The following is a 15,645-nucleotide window of genomic DNA, read 5'->3' on the forward strand; positions in this document are numbered from 1 at the left end:
CAATCCCGGAGGCGATTTATGATATCCGCTGTTCTTAACTAAGTACAGGGTTATGGCGCATCAAGAAATACACGTATGCCATAAGGCACAAGCGCACATGAAAGGCCAAACTCCTGAATATGAAACTTGATTAGTTAAGAACGCTCACCGACATCAAAATCTCTCCTTCGAATTGAGGAATATGCCTCCACTATAAACTGGAAACAGTCCCAAAGTCAATCTTAAGAATAAATAGTGGACTTGAATAAGATTGGGTTTTAAAATAACAATAGTAAATTAATCCAATGAAAGCGATATTATACAGATGGATATGTATTCCATCAGGCATTCATATATGCAGATTCTATACAAAGGAGGATGCTCACATTGCCTAAATATTTGCTGCGTTTGCTCTGTTTTACCATGATTCTCGGAGCCCTTCCAGTCATCGTTATCGGTTCCGTTTCCTATTCGATCGCTTCGCGCGACATTGAACAAAAAGTACGTGAGAGCAATCTGCAGATTCTGCATCAAACCCAAATGCGGGTAGAACAAGTTTTACGCAGCCTGCAATTGTCATCCATCCAGTATGTGAATTCTCCCTTAGTACTGCAAGCCATGAAGAAGCCGCTGGACAGCTCCGAGTTTCAGGAAATACGTGATCTCACGTCCGGGTTTAACAACCTGCAAGCGGTTACAAATATAGATCAGGCCTATCTGGTTAACCTGGATCAGGACTGGGTGGTCTCCATGAGATCATTTGGAAAGTTGGATGATTTCAGTATTCGGGACCGCATTGGCTCCTATCTCACCTATTCGAACAGTCTCTTCTGGGTGACTCAGAATGAACATTTGTCTACGGAAAGCATACCGGCTTCGGCTGGAATAGCCGAAGAGTCGCAGGAACAGATGCCCACACTCATTTCATCGAATGACGTGGTCAGTATGGTATTCAAAATTCCAATGGTGCCGACGAATGTGAGCCCAAAGGGATTTCTTGTGATTGATATCGCAGATGCGGAAATTAGCACGTTTCTGAGCCAAAATCCGAACACCGGAGATATGTATGTCCTGGACCGGGATCAGAACTTTTTTCTGAACGAGAATGGGCAAGAAGAGAAATATGCTGCCTTGAATGAGGAAATTCAGGCTAAGGTGGAAACGAGCAATCAGGCAGAAGGCTTCTTTAACGCTGAAGTGGAAGGAAACCAGGTGGCTGTAAGCTACAGAAAATCACCGCTCAATGGGTGGCTGTATGTATCAGTGGTATCTCTTGGACAGATCACTGCCCAGTCGCAGAAAATTGCTCTTGTGACCGGGGTAGCTACACTCGTCATGTTATGCGTGACCGGATTGTTTGCCATCTATGGCAGCCGCCGGATGTATTCTCCCATTTCCAGACTGCTTCAGTTTACGAAGGGGCTGGACTCACCGGTTTTGCAGACGGGCCGCCGTCAGGATGAATTTATTTATATTGAGGAACGTTTATCCACGCTGTTCAGCTCGGAAAAATCGCTGCGGGAACAGATGAAGGGACAGCATGTTCATCTGGAGGAATTTTTCATGACCAAACTGCTGACCGGCAAAATCTCGGAAGAGGATTTCAGGTATCAGGGTGAACGTTATGATTTTCCGGCAGACTGGTCGAGCCTGGGTGTGCTTACACTGCAGATCGATACGCTCGAAGGAACCAGGTACGAAGAACAGGACAGGGACCTGCTGCTGTTTGCCGTTAACAATATGGTTGGAGAGCTTCTGCCTGCGGAATTGCGCTTCACCCCGGTTATGATCGATGATGCACAAGTGACGGTTCTGGCTACAAGGCTGAATGATGAGCTGCAGCTCAAGGAGTGGATGCACACTCAGGCCGAATGGATCAGGGAACGCGTAGTGACCTATCTCAATCTGCCCGTAAGTATCGGCATAAGCCGTTCATATTTTGCCATTGGAGATACACCTAGGGCGTATCAGGAGAGCCGGGAGGCGCTGCAGGGCAGGGTGAGTCTGGGAAGCCGTATCATTTTGCATTATGAAGATATCCAGCCGCGAGGCCAGACCGAGGCAGCCTTATATACACAGCTCAGAATGATCGAGGATCAGCTTGCCTCGGCCTTGAAACAAGGGGATGAGGAAAAAACCGATGCGTATTTTACACAGTATCTGGGGCTGCTCGCCGACAAGAAACTGCATTTTAGTGAATATCCCGTAATTATGGTCCAGCTTCTGTCCCGTGTGTACCAGCTTGTGCAGGAACAGGGAGGAGATGTGGCCGAAGTGTTTGGTGAGAAGGCATCTATGGCTCATCTGCTGAAGCTCTCTACCCTTGATGAGATGACGAACTGGTTCCGTAAACGGTTATTTGTACCCGTCATTCGTTTCTGGCGGGAGCAGGAAGAATCGCAGTATATGAACATCGCCCGGCGGATGATCCGATTAATCGAGGAACGCTATGACCGTGAACTGTCATTGGAAGCCTGTGCGGAAGAGCTGAATTTCCATCCTGTTTATTTAAGCCGGGTGTTCAAGAAGGAAGCCGGTGTGAATTTCACGGAATATCTGGCAGAGTATCGAATGGAAAAAGCCAAGACCTGGCTTCAGACCACCAACCTCAAAATATCGGAAATTGCCGAGAAACTAAATTACACCAACCCCACTGCGTTTATCCGAACGTTTCGTAAAATTACGGGAACAACTCCCGGCAAGTATCGGGAACAGCAACGGTAAAACAAAGCCTGCTCTGCCTGCCATGGCGGGCAGGCTTTTTTATGTTTGTACACCCTGCTGGCCACGCTCCATCGTCCCGGGTTAAGACAGGATTATAGAGGTTAAAACGGGTGCATCTGCGCCTGAGATTTCAACGGGCGAAGTGCCCTAAACCCTTGCCTGTCAAGGAAAAACAAGAAGCTAAAACCGGACGATAGCCAGTGATTCGTTTATCCTCCACAATGAAGGCATGAGTTCAGGAATTGAACTTTTGTAATCGTTTCCAATGTGGGGAGGAAAACACTATGAAAGCCGAAACGACGGCTCGGACACGGCCCGCTGCCCGCAGTGACAAAAACCTGCTGTGGAGGGACGTTATCAAAAACCGGTGGCTCTACATCATGCTGATACCGGGAGTGCTTTACTTTGTTATTTTCAAATATATACCCATGTATGGCATTACGATGGCTTTTCAGGATTACACACCGTACAAAGGAATTTTGGGGAGTGACTGGGTAGGACTCAAGCATTTTCAGCGTTTCTTCGGGGAACCGCAGTTCTGGACCCTGTTCCGGAACACGTTTTTGCTGGCGATCTATAATCTGGTCTTCTTCTTCCCCCTGCCCATCGTGCTGGCACTGATGCTGAATGAAGTGCGCCGTGAGCGCTTCAAGCGTTTTGTACAGACGCTGGTCTATGTTCCGCACTTTGTATCATGGGTTGTGGTCGTTGGGGTGTTCTACATGCTGTTTACTACGGAGGGCGGCGCCATCAACGAATTGCTGTACAGTCTGACGGGGCAAAAGATTGCGTTCCTGCTGGAGCCAGGCTGGTTCCGTTCCATGATTGTCGGACAATCCATCTGGAAAGAGGTGGGCTGGGGCACGATTATTTTCCTCGCGGCACTTTCCGGTGTAGACACGCAGCTCTATGAAGCTGCGCGGATTGATGGAGCCAACCGCTGGCGCCAGACTTGGCATATTACGCTGCCTGCCATCCGCAGTACGATCGTGATTTTGCTCATTCTTCGTCTGGGCAACTTCCTGGATACAGGATTTGAACAGATCTTCCTGATGCTGACGCCAACCAACCGGGATGTGGGTGAGGTATTTGATACCTATGTATACACCAAAGGTCTGACGCAAGCACAGTACAGCTACAGCGCTGCTGTCGGTTTGTTCAAGTCGGTTGTTGGGCTTGCGCTTGTACTGGGTGCCAACAAGCTGGCCAAAAAATTCGGGGAGGAAGGCGTCTACTAACATGAGCAAGCAGACGTCTTCACCAGACAGGAGTGAACATTAAGATGCAACAGGATAAAACGTGGGGCAACCGAATCTTCGATATCGTCAATCATGGTTTGCTGCTGTTGATCGGAATTGTGACCGTCATTCCGTTTATCTACATTCTGGCTGTTTCGTTTACCAGCCCGCATGAGGTGGCGAAGGGAGGATTCATCCTTTTTCCCAAAGAATTCTCCCTGGCGGCCTATCGCTACATTTTCTCGACAGATACACTGATTCGCAGTCTCGGAGTCTCGATCTACATTACTGTGGTCGGTACATTGATTAACTTGTTATTCACGTCACTGATGGCGTATCCGCTATCCAGAAGATATCTGCGAGGACGGCAGCCGATTCTGCTCGGCGTATTGTTTACCATGCTGTTCAGCGGAGGCATGATTCCTACCTATTTCGTAGTTAAATCACTGCACCTGACCGATACGTTATGGTCCCTGATGCTGCCTACCGCCATCAGTGCGTTCAACCTGATCGTACTCAAGAACTTTTTCCAGGCCATTCCGGATGAACTGGAGGATGCTGCCAAAATAGACGGCTGTAATGATGTCGGCGTTCTGTTCCGTATTGTACTGCCTTTGTCGATGCCGGCAATGGCCACGTTCTCCCTGTTTTATGCAGTCGCTCACTGGAACAGCTTCTTCAACGCCGTCATCTACATCAATGACAGCGAGAAGTGGCCGGTTCAAGTATGGCTTCGTGAGATTGTCATTCTGGCTCAGAGCCGGATTGGTGACACGAGTATTGAGGAGACGGAGATTCAGCCGCTGACCATTCGCATGGCTGTCATTGTGTTCTCAACGATTCCGATCATGCTTGTGTATCCATTCCTGCAAAAGCATTTTGCCAAGGGAGTGATGCTGGGGTCTGTGAAAGGTTGAGATTGATGATGGAATGGATGGTTGCAGAATGCAGCATGTAACATGCTGCATGCGGAATCAGCAATGTATAAAAGGGGAGGTTTTCATTTGATGAGAGGAACAAAAAAGAAAGCTCTGGCTGTCCTGAGCACACTTGCACTGGTAACGGGGCTGCTGGCTGGATGTGGATCAGACGAGGGTCAGGCTGCCGAGGGCGGCGTACAGAACATCTCCATTGCGATTGCACAGGTAGGTGATGTACCGGGTAAAGGAAATGAGGTTCAGCAAAAAATCGAAGCCTTTACCAACACCAAGCTGGATATTCAGTGGATTCCCGCTTCGGCGTACAATGACAAAATTAATGTCATGATCGCTTCCAGCGATATGCCGAAGATCGTCAAAGTGCAGTACAACCCGACAGTCACAAGTGCCATGCGCAACGATGTGTTTTGGGAGATCGGTCCCCTGCTCAAGGATTATAAAAATCTGTCCGCCCAGAACGAGCGCTTCTTCAACAACATCAAGGTAGAGGGGAAAATCTATGGCGTGCCGGTGTTCTCTGATATTGCACGGGCAACGGTCATTTACCGCAAAGACTGGTTCGATAAGCTGAATCTCAAGGTACCGACCACACCGGATGAATGGTATGAAACGATCAAAACCCTGGCAACTTCCGATCCAGATGGAGATGGGCAGGATAACACATTCGGTCTGATGCTGTTCAAAAAATACAACGAAGATCAATATTCCTTCACGACGCGTCTTGGCGTAAGCTTCGGTGCGCCGAACAAGTGGAAAGTTGAGGATGATGGCAGCTTCACACCGGAGTTCATGACCCCGGAATATATGCAGGTGCTGGATCTGCTGAAACGCTTGTATGATGAGAAGCTGCTGAATCAGGACTTTGCCGTGTTTGATTCCACGGAAGCGGAGAAAAAGTATGACTCCGGCGTTGTCGGCATGCGTGTCGGCGTAGCACAGAACGGTAAGAGTCAGCAGGAGCGTCTCTCCAAGAATGACCCGGACGGGGTTGTGGACATTGCAGGTTTGCTTGGTGCGAATGGCGACCGTGTTGCGGGCCAGACAGGCAACTCCGGCATATTGGCCTTTCCTAAAGCGACAGTGAAATCCGAAGAGGAGCTGAAAAGCCTGCTGAGCTTTTTGGATAAGTTGATGGAACCGGAGATGGCCACACTGCTCATGCGTGGAATAGAAGACAAACATTACACCAAAGTGGGCGAGGATGAAGTGGAAATGAGCGACTTCGATGCGTTCCAGCGTGAGGTGAAGCCATATCGTGACAATCTGCCATACGTTGAAGGTTACAATGTGCCGAAGTTGAAGGATACCGAGCTGGGGGTAAAAGGAACGGAGCTAGCCAAAGAGCTGGCCGAACATGCAGTTCCGAATCCTGCACTTACGTTATACTCGCCAACCTACGGTGATCGCGGGGCGGATCTGGATCAGATGATTGCCGATGCGCAAACCAAATACATCATGGGCAAGATTGATGAAAATGGCTGGAAACAGGAGATTGAGAACTGGGCCAATGCGGGCGGAACCAAGATTCGCGAGGAATACGCAGAAGATTACAAAAAACAGGCTCAATAAGCGAGCGGATGCGGAGGGTATCGATGAAGGAAACCTTGCAGTTCACAGCGGTACGAATGGCAGATCAGTTCATGGAAAGTTACCGCAATCATCAGCTGTACCCCACCTGGCATTATGAGAACGGCTGCCTGCTGAAAGCGCTGGAAGAACTATATCATCGTACGGGGGAAGCCAAGTATTACGATTATATCCGGGAGCTGATGGATCAATTTATTCAGGAGGATGGCACGATACGCTCGTATAACGTCGAGGAGTACAATCTGGACCAGATTAATCAGGGGAAATCTTTATTCTTCCTAATGGCTCAAACAGGTGAAGCGAAATACCGCAAGGCAGCAGACCTGCTCATGGTTCAGCTCAAAGGGCAGCCGCGAACCAGCGAAGGCGGTTTCTGGCACAAGAAGATCTATCCTTTTCAGATGTGGCTGGATGGATTGTATATGGCAACTCCGTTCCTCGCGCAGTATGGGGCAGTAACGGGCGAAGAAAAGTGGTTTGACCGGGCGGCTCTGCAGCTGCTGCTGGTGGAGAAGCATACCCGTGATCCGCGCAGCGGTTTGCTGTATCATGGCTGGGATGAGAGCAGGGAGCAGCGCTGGAGTTCGGGCGAAACCGGCTGTTCTCCCCATGTCTGGAGCCGGGCCATGGGTTGGTACGTGATGGCCCTGGTGGATACACTGGATCATCTGCCTGTAGATCATGAACAGCGCGGCCAGATTGTCGGCATTTTTGAACGTGTGGCAAACGCACTTGTTCATGTACAGGATCAACAGACGGGGCTATGGCCTCATTTGCTGGATCAGCCGGGGCGTGAGCGCAATTATCTGGAAGCGTCGGGTACATCGATGTTTGTATATGCGCTGGCCAAAGGTGTACGCAAAGGTTACCTGAGCGGCAAGTTCAAGGAGATCGCAGAACAAGGATATCAGGGGCTGCTCCAGCACTTGCTGCAAACCGATCGTGAAGGTGTACTGTCGCTGACCCAGTGCAATGGCGGTGCAGGTCTTGGGGGAAGTCCGTATCGTGACGGGTCGTACGAATATTATGTAACCGAGTCGATCCGAATCAATGATCCGAAATCGGTTGCCCCGTTTATTCTGGCAGGTGTGGAGATGGAACTGGCTTAACGCTGGTTCTTTTCTTCAGACAGAATAATGATAGCGCATTCATTCAGGCGAGCCTAATGCTGGTAGTGACGATAATATAAAAGGGAGAGATGGTTCATGAGTCCAAAAGGTCGGGTGTCCCGTATAGGTGGATTGGTTGTCATTGGTGCAATGTCCGCCGGACTGCTTGCAGGTTGTGGAGGAGAAAAGGCTCCAGCCGCCGGGGAAGGCAAGTTTCCCATTTCCATCTCTTTGATGCAGGTTGGTGATGTGCCCGCGAAGGAAAATGGGGTGGAGCAAAAGATTGAGGAGTATACGAATACGGATGTCAATGTTCAGTGGATTCCACAGTCGGCTTTTGATGACAAGGTGAACGTCATGGTTGCTTCCGGAGAGATGCCGACCATTATGCGTGTAAACTACGTGCCGACCACGTTCAATGCTGCCAAAACGGGACTGTTCTGGGAGCTGGGGCCCTACCTGAAGGATTATAAAAATCTGTCTGCACAATCCGAGGCCTATTTTAACAATATCAAGATTGAGGGAAAAATTTACGGCATTCCGAACTTCCGCGATATCGGACGAACGGCCATTGTATACCGCAAGGATTGGTTTGACAAGTTGAAGCTGGATGTGCCAAAGACACTGGATGACTGGTATGAAGTGATGCGTTCCATGCGCAAGGATGATCCCGACGGGAATGGCAAGGAAGATACGTATGGTGCGCTGCTCTTTAAGAAGTATAACGAAGGCGTGTCTTCACCGCTGACCCGGATTGCCGTGAGCATCGGGGGTGTGAACAAGTGGGGGGTGGATGATGCGGGCAAACTGACTCCGGAATTCCTGACCACTGAATATGTGGACACCATGAAGCTGTTCAAGCGACTGTTCAGTGAAGGTCTGATCAACAGTGATTTCCCTGCGCTCGATCCTTCGGATGCGGATAAAAAAATGGACTCTGGCCTGGTCGGGATGAAGCTGAACGGCGTGGCGCAGAACGGCAAGTCATCCCAGCAGCGGCTGACGCCGAACGCTCCGGATGGGGTGATCGATGTAGCTCCGTTCCAGGGAACAGATGGTATACGCATCGCTGGGGAACCGGGGAACTATGGCATGCTGGTGATCCCGAAGGCCGCCGTCCCGGATGAGGAACAATTGAAAAAAGTGCTCACATTCCTCGATCAGCTGATGGATGAGGAGCTGAGTACGCTGCAGCTTCGCGGGCTGCTCGATGTGCATTACACCAAGACAGCCGACGGTAAAACCGAACTCAAGGACTTTGACGCTTATCAACGCGAAGTGAAGCCGTACCGTGACAATTTGTTAAGTGTTGAAGGATACAACGTGGCTGAATTGGTCGATGTTCCGATTGGCATGAAGGGCACCAAGATGGCTCGCGAGAATGAGCAGTATGCCATTCCGAATCCTGCGCTGACACTGTCATCGGCCATCTACACCGAGCGGGGTCAGGAACTGGATCAGATGATCTGGGATGCACAGACCAAGTACATTATGGGCAAGATGGACGACGCAGGCTGGGAGCAGGAAGTGGCTAACTGGCGAAAAGCCGGGGGAGACCAGCTGATCTCTGAACTGGAGGCATCCTACGCCGAACTGAACGGGAAATAGAGCAACCGCAGAGCATACGTGTGCCCCAAGAAGCTATGTTTTACGTGAATGGACGTGAAGCATGGCTTCTTTTTCTAATACAGGATTATGGTTGGGCAGCGGAACGGGTATACAAGAAAGGAACATTCTTTTTCACATCCATTTATACTCAAGCGAGAGGGGAAAGACATCATGATTGAAGAACATGACAAGCAAGACATAGCAGGAAATGATACATACGAGGGAAAAGATCTGGGGGTAACGATCGGCGCTCAATTCTGCCAATTCAAAGTATGGGCGCCAGATGCCGTTCAGATGCACGTGCTGCTCTACCCGGCATCTACTGCTGAGCTTCCAGGAGGACAGGGAGGAACCGGGGAACAACGTGCCGAGCCAAAGGAATTCCTAATGGAACGACAGCAGCAGGGCATCTGGCTGTTGAAGCTGGATGGAGAATGGAATGGGTATCGGTATATGTACCGGGCCACCTTCAAGGGAGGACGACAGGAGACAGCGGTGGATCCTTATGCAAGGGCAGTTACCATGAATGGTGAAATGGGCGTTATTATCAGGCTGGAAGAGACTGATCCCCAAGGATGGAGCCAGGATGTTCGTCCAGAGCTGAAGAGTCCGGTGGATGCCGTATTGTACGAGCTGCATGTGCGGGATTTTTCAATTCACCCATCATCAGGCATGGTGAACAAAGGCAAGTATTTGGCTTTTACGGAAACAGGACTGCGCGATTCCGAGGGCAATACACTGGGGATTGATCATTTGGCCGAGCTTGGGATTACCCATGTGCACCTGCTGCCCGTATTTGATTTTGCCACCGTGGATGAATCCAAGGCTGGAGACCGTGCTTACGGTGATTCCGAGGATTCCAGCTATAATTGGGGGTATGATCCGCTGCATTACAACGTTCCCGAAGGCTCTTATGCCACTCGTGCAGATGAGCCTGGTACACGCATCCGTGAGCTCAAGGCTCTGGTGCTAGCCCTTCATCAGAGAGGTATCGGAGTAATTATGGATGTGGTGTATAACCATACGTTTAATACGGCAGACAGTTCGTTTGAGAAGCTGGTACCGGGGTATTACTATCGTCAGAATGCGGATGGCACATACAGCAACGGATCCGGGACTGGGAATGAGGTAGCCACAGAACGTCCGATGGTACGCAAGTTTATCCTGGAATCGGTGCGTTACTGGGCAGAGGAATTCCATATTGATGGGTTTCGGTTTGACCTGATGGGGTTGATTGATACGACAACCATGCGGGAACTGGCTGCGGAACTGCATGAACATGTTTCTCCATCCATCCTATTGTACGGTGAGCCATGGGCGGCCTCGGACTCCCCACTAGGAGAGCGAATGACCCTCAAGGGAGATCAGAAAAGAGACGGGCTAGCTGTATTCAACGATAATTATCGTGGAGCGATCAAAGGGGACAGTGATGGAGCAGAGAAAGGATTCGCGACAGGTGCGGAGGGAAAGGAAGAGGATATCTGGACGGGTGTAAGGGGAGCGATTACCGATTTTACGGCCAGTCCATCCGAGACGGTGAATTACGTAACGGTTCATGATAATCTGAATCTGTGGGACAAGGTTGTGCATACACAAGAACTGGAAGAACAGCTTGGGTTTATCTCCTATGATGATGAGGGTCACATTCGTGGATATGACAGTGTAGAGCAGGCAGTACAGCATGCGAATCCGTATATGCAGATTGATCCGAATCATGTGCTGGAGAATGAAACGGTTCGGCGCTGCTTGCTTGCGAATGGCATTGTGCTGACATCCCAAGGGATTCCGCTGCTTGCGGCGGGGGATGAGTTTTTGCGCAGTAAATATGGCGATGCTAACAGTCACGAGAGTGGTGATGCCGTCAATGCGATTCGTTGGGAGCAAAAGCAGCGGTTCAAGCCGGTATTCGATTACTACCGTGGACTGATTCGTCTTCGCCGTGAACATGCCGCCTTCCGTTTCAGAACCCGGGACGACATTAATCAACATGTATCTCTGTTAAAAAAAGATAAAAGCCTGCTTGCCTATGAGCTATCAGGCACGGCTGCCGGGGATTCCTGGGATCGGATTATTGTGATCTACAACGCGGCAAAGGAAAGCCGAATCCTCCCTATTCCTTCCGGAATGTGGAATATTGTTGTAGAGCAGGGACAAGCAGGTCTTGAACCACTGCGCACCGTCAACGATGGGCAGGTCAGCGTACCGGCGATATCCCTGATGGTCATGTATGCCAATAATTAAATTTTTTCGTATGGTAGTAAAGCACCCTTCTTCTCTGCGAAGAAAAGGGTGCTTTGTTTTTTTGATCAGACAGGTACAAATGCTGTCAATCTGCGGCGCTTGTTTACATATGCTGTATTTTGAAAGCGATTGCTGCAAGGGTTTGACCAAAATCCAGCGAGTGACTTCATGAAAGCCTCTGTTCAACCGATATGTTGAGTACAGACAACCCCGGGTTGACAAATGACGTCCCACTCCGTACCATCGGGACAACACGAAATCAATGGATATAAAGGCGGTGGGAACGATGCCGGAATGGACATCTTTTCGTTACGAAGGCAACGATCTTGGCTTAACATATACTCGTGCTTCCAGTACTTTCAAGCTGTGGGCCCCAACGGCCCAGCAGGTTTCTATATTGGTTTTTGAAAATGAGGGCAGCTACAATGCAAGAGGATGGGTAACAGAACATGATGGTGGGCAGGCAAGTGACATGACTCGTGATGAAGACGGTATATGGAGCGTGAAGCTGGCAGGCGATTGGGCCGGATTTTATTACATGTATCGCATTACCCACGATGATCAACGCATAGAAGTCGTGGTAGATCCTTATGCCCGCGCCGTGTCGCCCAATGGTCAGCGGACGGCCATTATTGATCTCGATACAACGCATCCACCGGATTGGGAGCTGGACGTGAAGCCTGTTTTTCAGCGGCCGGTGGACGCCGTCATTTATGAATTGCATGTGCGTGATTTTTCCTCTGATCCCCATGCACACATTCCGTATAAAGGGAAATTTCTGGCCTTCACCGCTTCGGGACTGACCGACAGGGCAGGTCATCGTATCGGGGTGGATCATCTTGCCGAACTTGGGATTACCCATGTGCATCTTCTGCCTGTGGCGGATTACCAGACGGTAAATGAACTGGAATCTGCTGAAGAAGGCACAACGTTCAGAGCACCTTATAACTGGGGTTATGATCCACAGCACTATAACGTCCCGGAAGGCTCCTATGCGACGGATCCGCGGGATCCGGCCGTGCGAATTCGTGAGTTCAAAGCCTTGGTGCAGTCTCTGCATCGCCAGGGTATACGTATCGTGCTTGATGTGGTCTACAATCATACGTATGGTGTGGACGAAGGTCCATTTGAACGAATTGTACCCGGTTATTTTTACCGCTATCGGACAGACGGCACACTGAGTAATGGATCGGGTGTAGGTAATGAACTGGCTACAGAGCGCCCAATGGTGCGAAAATATATTATAGACTCTCTCCTGTACTGGGCTGAGGAATATCATGTAGATGGTTTCCGTTTCGATCTCATGGGCCTGATTGACACGGATACGATGAATGAATTGACCCGTGAGCTGCGAGAGCAGATTGATCCTGCCATGCTAATTTATGGGGAGCCGTGGACAGGCGGAGACTCACCACTGGATCGCAAAACCCTGAAAGGTACTCAGCGGGGGCAGGGATTTGCCGTATTCAATGATCATTTCCGCAGTGCGATCAAAGGGGACAGCGATGGGAGCGGGAAAGGGTATGTAACCGGAGCAGATGGCCTGGAGCATGAACTGCTTAAGGGAATTTCCGGAGCTATCGATGACTTTACATCCTCACCTGTGGAGACCGTCAATTATGTCACGGCACATGACAACCTGAACCTGTGGGACAAAATCGCAACCACAATGAATCTCAGACATGAATTGGGTTTCCCAGCATGGAGAGACGGCCAACCGGTGGAGGGAGGGAGTGCAGAATCGGCGGTAAAGGCAGCAAATCCCTATCGGTATGTGGATGCTGATGATGTGCTTAACCATGAGATGGTTCGCCGCTCGCTGCTAGCCTCCGGAATATTGCTAACCTCTCAGGGGATACCTTTTCTGCATGCAGGGGATGAGCTCCTACGATCAAAAGCGGGAGATCACAACAGTTACCGCAGCGGAGATGCGGTTAACGCCATTCAGTGGGCGAACAAATTCCGTTTCAGACCTGTCTTTGACTATTACCGGGGGTTAATACATCTGCGCCGTACTCATCCTGCCTTTCGTATGATCAGCGCAGACCAGATCCGGAATCACCTTCGCATTCTACGTGCTGACGGTAATGTCGTCATATTCATGCTTCAGGATGGAGCCAATCAGGATACCTGGAATCGGATCATCGTGGCCTATAATGCGACAGCGTACCAGCAGCAGATTCATTTGCCGGAAGGTGACTGGCATGTGGTCGTTAACGATCATCAGGCAGGTACAGACTCGATTGGGACGGTTAGCGGCATTGCTCCTATAGAACGCTGGTCGTTAATGGTACTGTATGATTTCGAACATGTGGGCGGAACAGAACCGGCTACCATTGAGATTAATACTCCACGGCAGGTGTATAGCCCAGGTGAAACGGCAGGGCTGCGGGCGATTGTGCGTGACCGTCTCGGTAATGTAGTAGAGAATTGCGAAGTCCTGTGGCATTCTTCGGAGCCGCAGCGGATTCAGATTGACCCGGATGGAACGATCCATGCCAAAGAGACAGGTGAAGCAGCGATAACGGTTCAATGTGGTCATATCGTTGCTACAAGTCTCTTGCAGGTGGAGCATCGTCATGCCGAACGAATTGAGCTTGTCGGTGAAACGTTTCTGTATACGACACGAATCAGTCGTTTCCGTGCATTGGTGCTGGATCAATTTGGGCAGCCGCTTCAAGGGACTGCCATACGCTGGCATTCCTCGAACTCGGATATTGCAACGGTCAGTACGGCTGGAATCGTTCGTGCCTTATCCCCAGGGACAGCGCAAATTACAGCCATGGCTGGCAGTATACAGTCTACGACAACAATCAAAGTCCACAAGCACGTCTCACGTCTGGTTACGCTTCGTTATGAACGGGAGGATCAACAGTACGAGGGATGGGATGTTTGGGTATGGGGCACAGGAATGGCAGATGGAGCGGTACCCCTTGAACGAGTGGGCAATGCCGCAGAGGCCCGTATTCGTGTAGCTCCAGGCCTGCATCATCTGGGGCTGATTATTCGGCTGAATGAGTGGCAGGCCAAGGATACCTGTGGAGACCGATATGTAGATATTGTGCCAGAAGACGGGGATGTGCAGATTGTTGTGCAGAGCGGTACAGACCAAATGCAGGTTATACGCGAGAGTGATGAAGAGGAGAACCGTACAAGTGCTTGAATCCTCTTGTTAGATTCGTATAGTAGGGTTAGATCAACCTAGAAGCAGCAGGCAGTCGGAGGGTCTTTCCGGCTGTCTTTTTTTGGTGCGCAGAGCTTGGATTTTGATTGGAAAAAGGGATGAATTGTACAGGCCAATGTTTGAGAAACACGTTCATTGGGGTATATATAGATATGGCCCCAGATTTGGCCGCAGAAAAAAAGACCCATTTGGTCTATGAGAGAAGCCGAATGCTTCCCAACACCAAACAAAGTAGGGATCCCTTGAAGGAGGATGTTCAATCATGAAATCCAACGGAAAAATGGCTCAACTTACTGCAACTCCACGAACTGAAAAGAAAGGTGCGGCATTGCGCCTGTTAAGACAAGGCGGACGTGTTCCGGCTGTCGTTTATGGTCCAGAATTTGAAGGGGCCTCCATACATGTGGATGAAAAAGAGATGCTCAAAGTCGCTCGTACAGGTCGTTCCGAGATGTTCAACCTCAATCTGGAGGGTGGCAAAACCGTTCCTGTGCTGATTAAGGATCAGCAGGAGCGCAATGGACGTCTGCTGCACGTGGACTTCTTGCAAATATCCAAAAATAAACCGATCAGCGTAAGTGTACCGATCGATTTCCAAGGTACGGCTGCCGGTTCCAAAGCCGGTGGTGTGTTCCAGACGCAGGAAACCGAATTGGAAGTCGAAGGACTTCCAGCCGACCTGCCGACTTCCATTGAGGTGGATGTCAGCGGGCTGGACATTGGTGATCGCCTGACAGCGGAAGATATTAAACTGGATAAGGGCTTGACACTGATTACGTCACCCGATTCCATTATCGCATCCGTTATGCCACCTCAAGCGGCTGAGGAAGAGAAGGCAGCTTCTGCTGATGAGGCAGAACCTGTGGCTGCAGAGGAAGAGAAGGCAGCAGAGGAATAATAGGGGCTTGGGAGTTCGGCTCCCCTACCCCAGACGAAGCCCGGTCATGATGACCGGGCTTTTTTTGCAATCGTAGAGTTGGTTATAATAGGATACACTGATCTGAAGCGGATCACGTCATTTTCGCAAACAGGTCAGT

At 50.1% G+C, this 15,645-nt stretch carries 9 protein-coding genes; all 9 read left to right on the plus strand.

Going from position 1 to position 15,645, the window contains the following annotated elements; translation table 11 throughout:
- Positions 1-366: 366 nt before the first annotated feature.
- The 9 genes from GUA98_RS24345 (at position 367) to GUA98_RS24385 (ending at position 15,506) form a co-directional block, all read left to right on the plus strand.
- A complete protein-coding gene (locus tag GUA98_RS24345) occupies positions 367-2,703 on the plus strand; it encodes a helix-turn-helix domain-containing protein (RefSeq protein WP_193724660.1) in 2,337 nt (778 codons plus the stop codon).
- Positions 2,704-2,987: 284 nt separating this feature from the next.
- Entirely contained in the window at positions 2,988-3,941 is a 954-nt protein-coding gene (locus GUA98_RS24350; protein ID WP_095289557.1) for an ABC transporter permease, read from the plus strand.
- A 44-nt stretch (positions 3,942-3,985) separates the two neighbouring features.
- The gene (locus tag GUA98_RS24355; protein ID WP_095289558.1) at positions 3,986-4,858 is read left to right on the plus strand and encodes a carbohydrate ABC transporter permease; all 873 of its coding nucleotides are present in this window, start codon (positions 3,986-3,988) and stop codon (positions 4,856-4,858) included.
- A gap of 90 nt (positions 4,859-4,948) precedes the next feature.
- A complete protein-coding gene (locus tag GUA98_RS24360) occupies positions 4,949-6,448 on the plus strand; it encodes an extracellular solute-binding protein (protein ID WP_193724661.1) in 1,500 nt (499 codons plus the stop codon).
- A gap of 23 nt (positions 6,449-6,471) precedes the next feature.
- Positions 6,472-7,575, plus strand: coding sequence for a glycoside hydrolase family 105 protein (locus tag GUA98_RS24365; protein WP_193724662.1), 1,104 nt, complete (start codon positions 6,472-6,474; stop codon positions 7,573-7,575).
- 96 nt (positions 7,576-7,671) lie between these two features.
- Entirely contained in the window at positions 7,672-9,183 is a 1,512-nt protein-coding gene (locus tag GUA98_RS24370; protein WP_193724663.1) for an extracellular solute-binding protein, read from the plus strand.
- Between the two features lie 171 nt (positions 9,184-9,354).
- Positions 9,355-11,424, plus strand: coding sequence for a type I pullulanase (gene pulA / locus GUA98_RS24375; RefSeq protein ID WP_193724664.1), 2,070 nt, complete (start codon positions 9,355-9,357; stop codon positions 11,422-11,424).
- Between the two features lie 286 nt (positions 11,425-11,710).
- Entirely contained in the window at positions 11,711-14,587 is a 2,877-nt protein-coding gene (pulA, locus tag GUA98_RS24380; RefSeq protein ID WP_193724665.1) for a type I pullulanase, read from the plus strand.
- Positions 14,588-14,870: 283 nt separating this feature from the next.
- On the plus strand, positions 14,871-15,506 hold the full coding sequence (locus GUA98_RS24385) for a 50S ribosomal protein L25 (protein ID WP_193724666.1): 636 nt from the start codon (positions 14,871-14,873) through the stop codon (positions 15,504-15,506).
- Positions 15,507-15,645 lie beyond the last annotated feature (139 nt).

Origin of the sequence: Paenibacillus sp. P13VS, from assembly GCF_015143645.1 — a bacterium.
Taxonomy (GTDB): Bacteria; Bacillota; Bacilli; order Paenibacillales; family Paenibacillaceae; genus Paenibacillus; species Paenibacillus xylanilyticus_A.

Bases quoted from the DNA above. Each gene is read 5' to 3' on its own strand.
- GUA98_RS24350 (WP_095289557.1), top strand. From the start codon at position 2,988: ATGAAAGCCGAAACGACGGCTCGGACACGGCCCGCTGCCCGCAGTGAC.
- GUA98_RS24370 (WP_193724663.1), top strand. From the start codon at position 7,672: ATGAGTCCAAAAGGTCGGGTGTCCCGTATAGGTGGATTGGTTGTCATT.
- GUA98_RS24355 (WP_095289558.1), top strand. From the start codon at position 3,986: ATGCAACAGGATAAAACGTGGGGCAACCGAATCTTCGATATCGTCAAT.
- pulA (WP_193724665.1), top strand. From the start codon at position 11,711: ATGCCGGAATGGACATCTTTTCGTTACGAAGGCAACGATCTTGGCTTA.
- GUA98_RS24360 (WP_193724661.1), top strand. From the start codon at position 4,949: ATGAGAGGAACAAAAAAGAAAGCTCTGGCTGTCCTGAGCACACTTGCA.
- GUA98_RS24385 (WP_193724666.1), top strand. From the start codon at position 14,871: ATGAAATCCAACGGAAAAATGGCTCAACTTACTGCAACTCCACGAACT.
- GUA98_RS24365 (WP_193724662.1), top strand. From the start codon at position 6,472: ATGAAGGAAACCTTGCAGTTCACAGCGGTACGAATGGCAGATCAGTTC.
- pulA (WP_193724664.1), top strand. From the start codon at position 9,355: ATGATTGAAGAACATGACAAGCAAGACATAGCAGGAAATGATACATAC.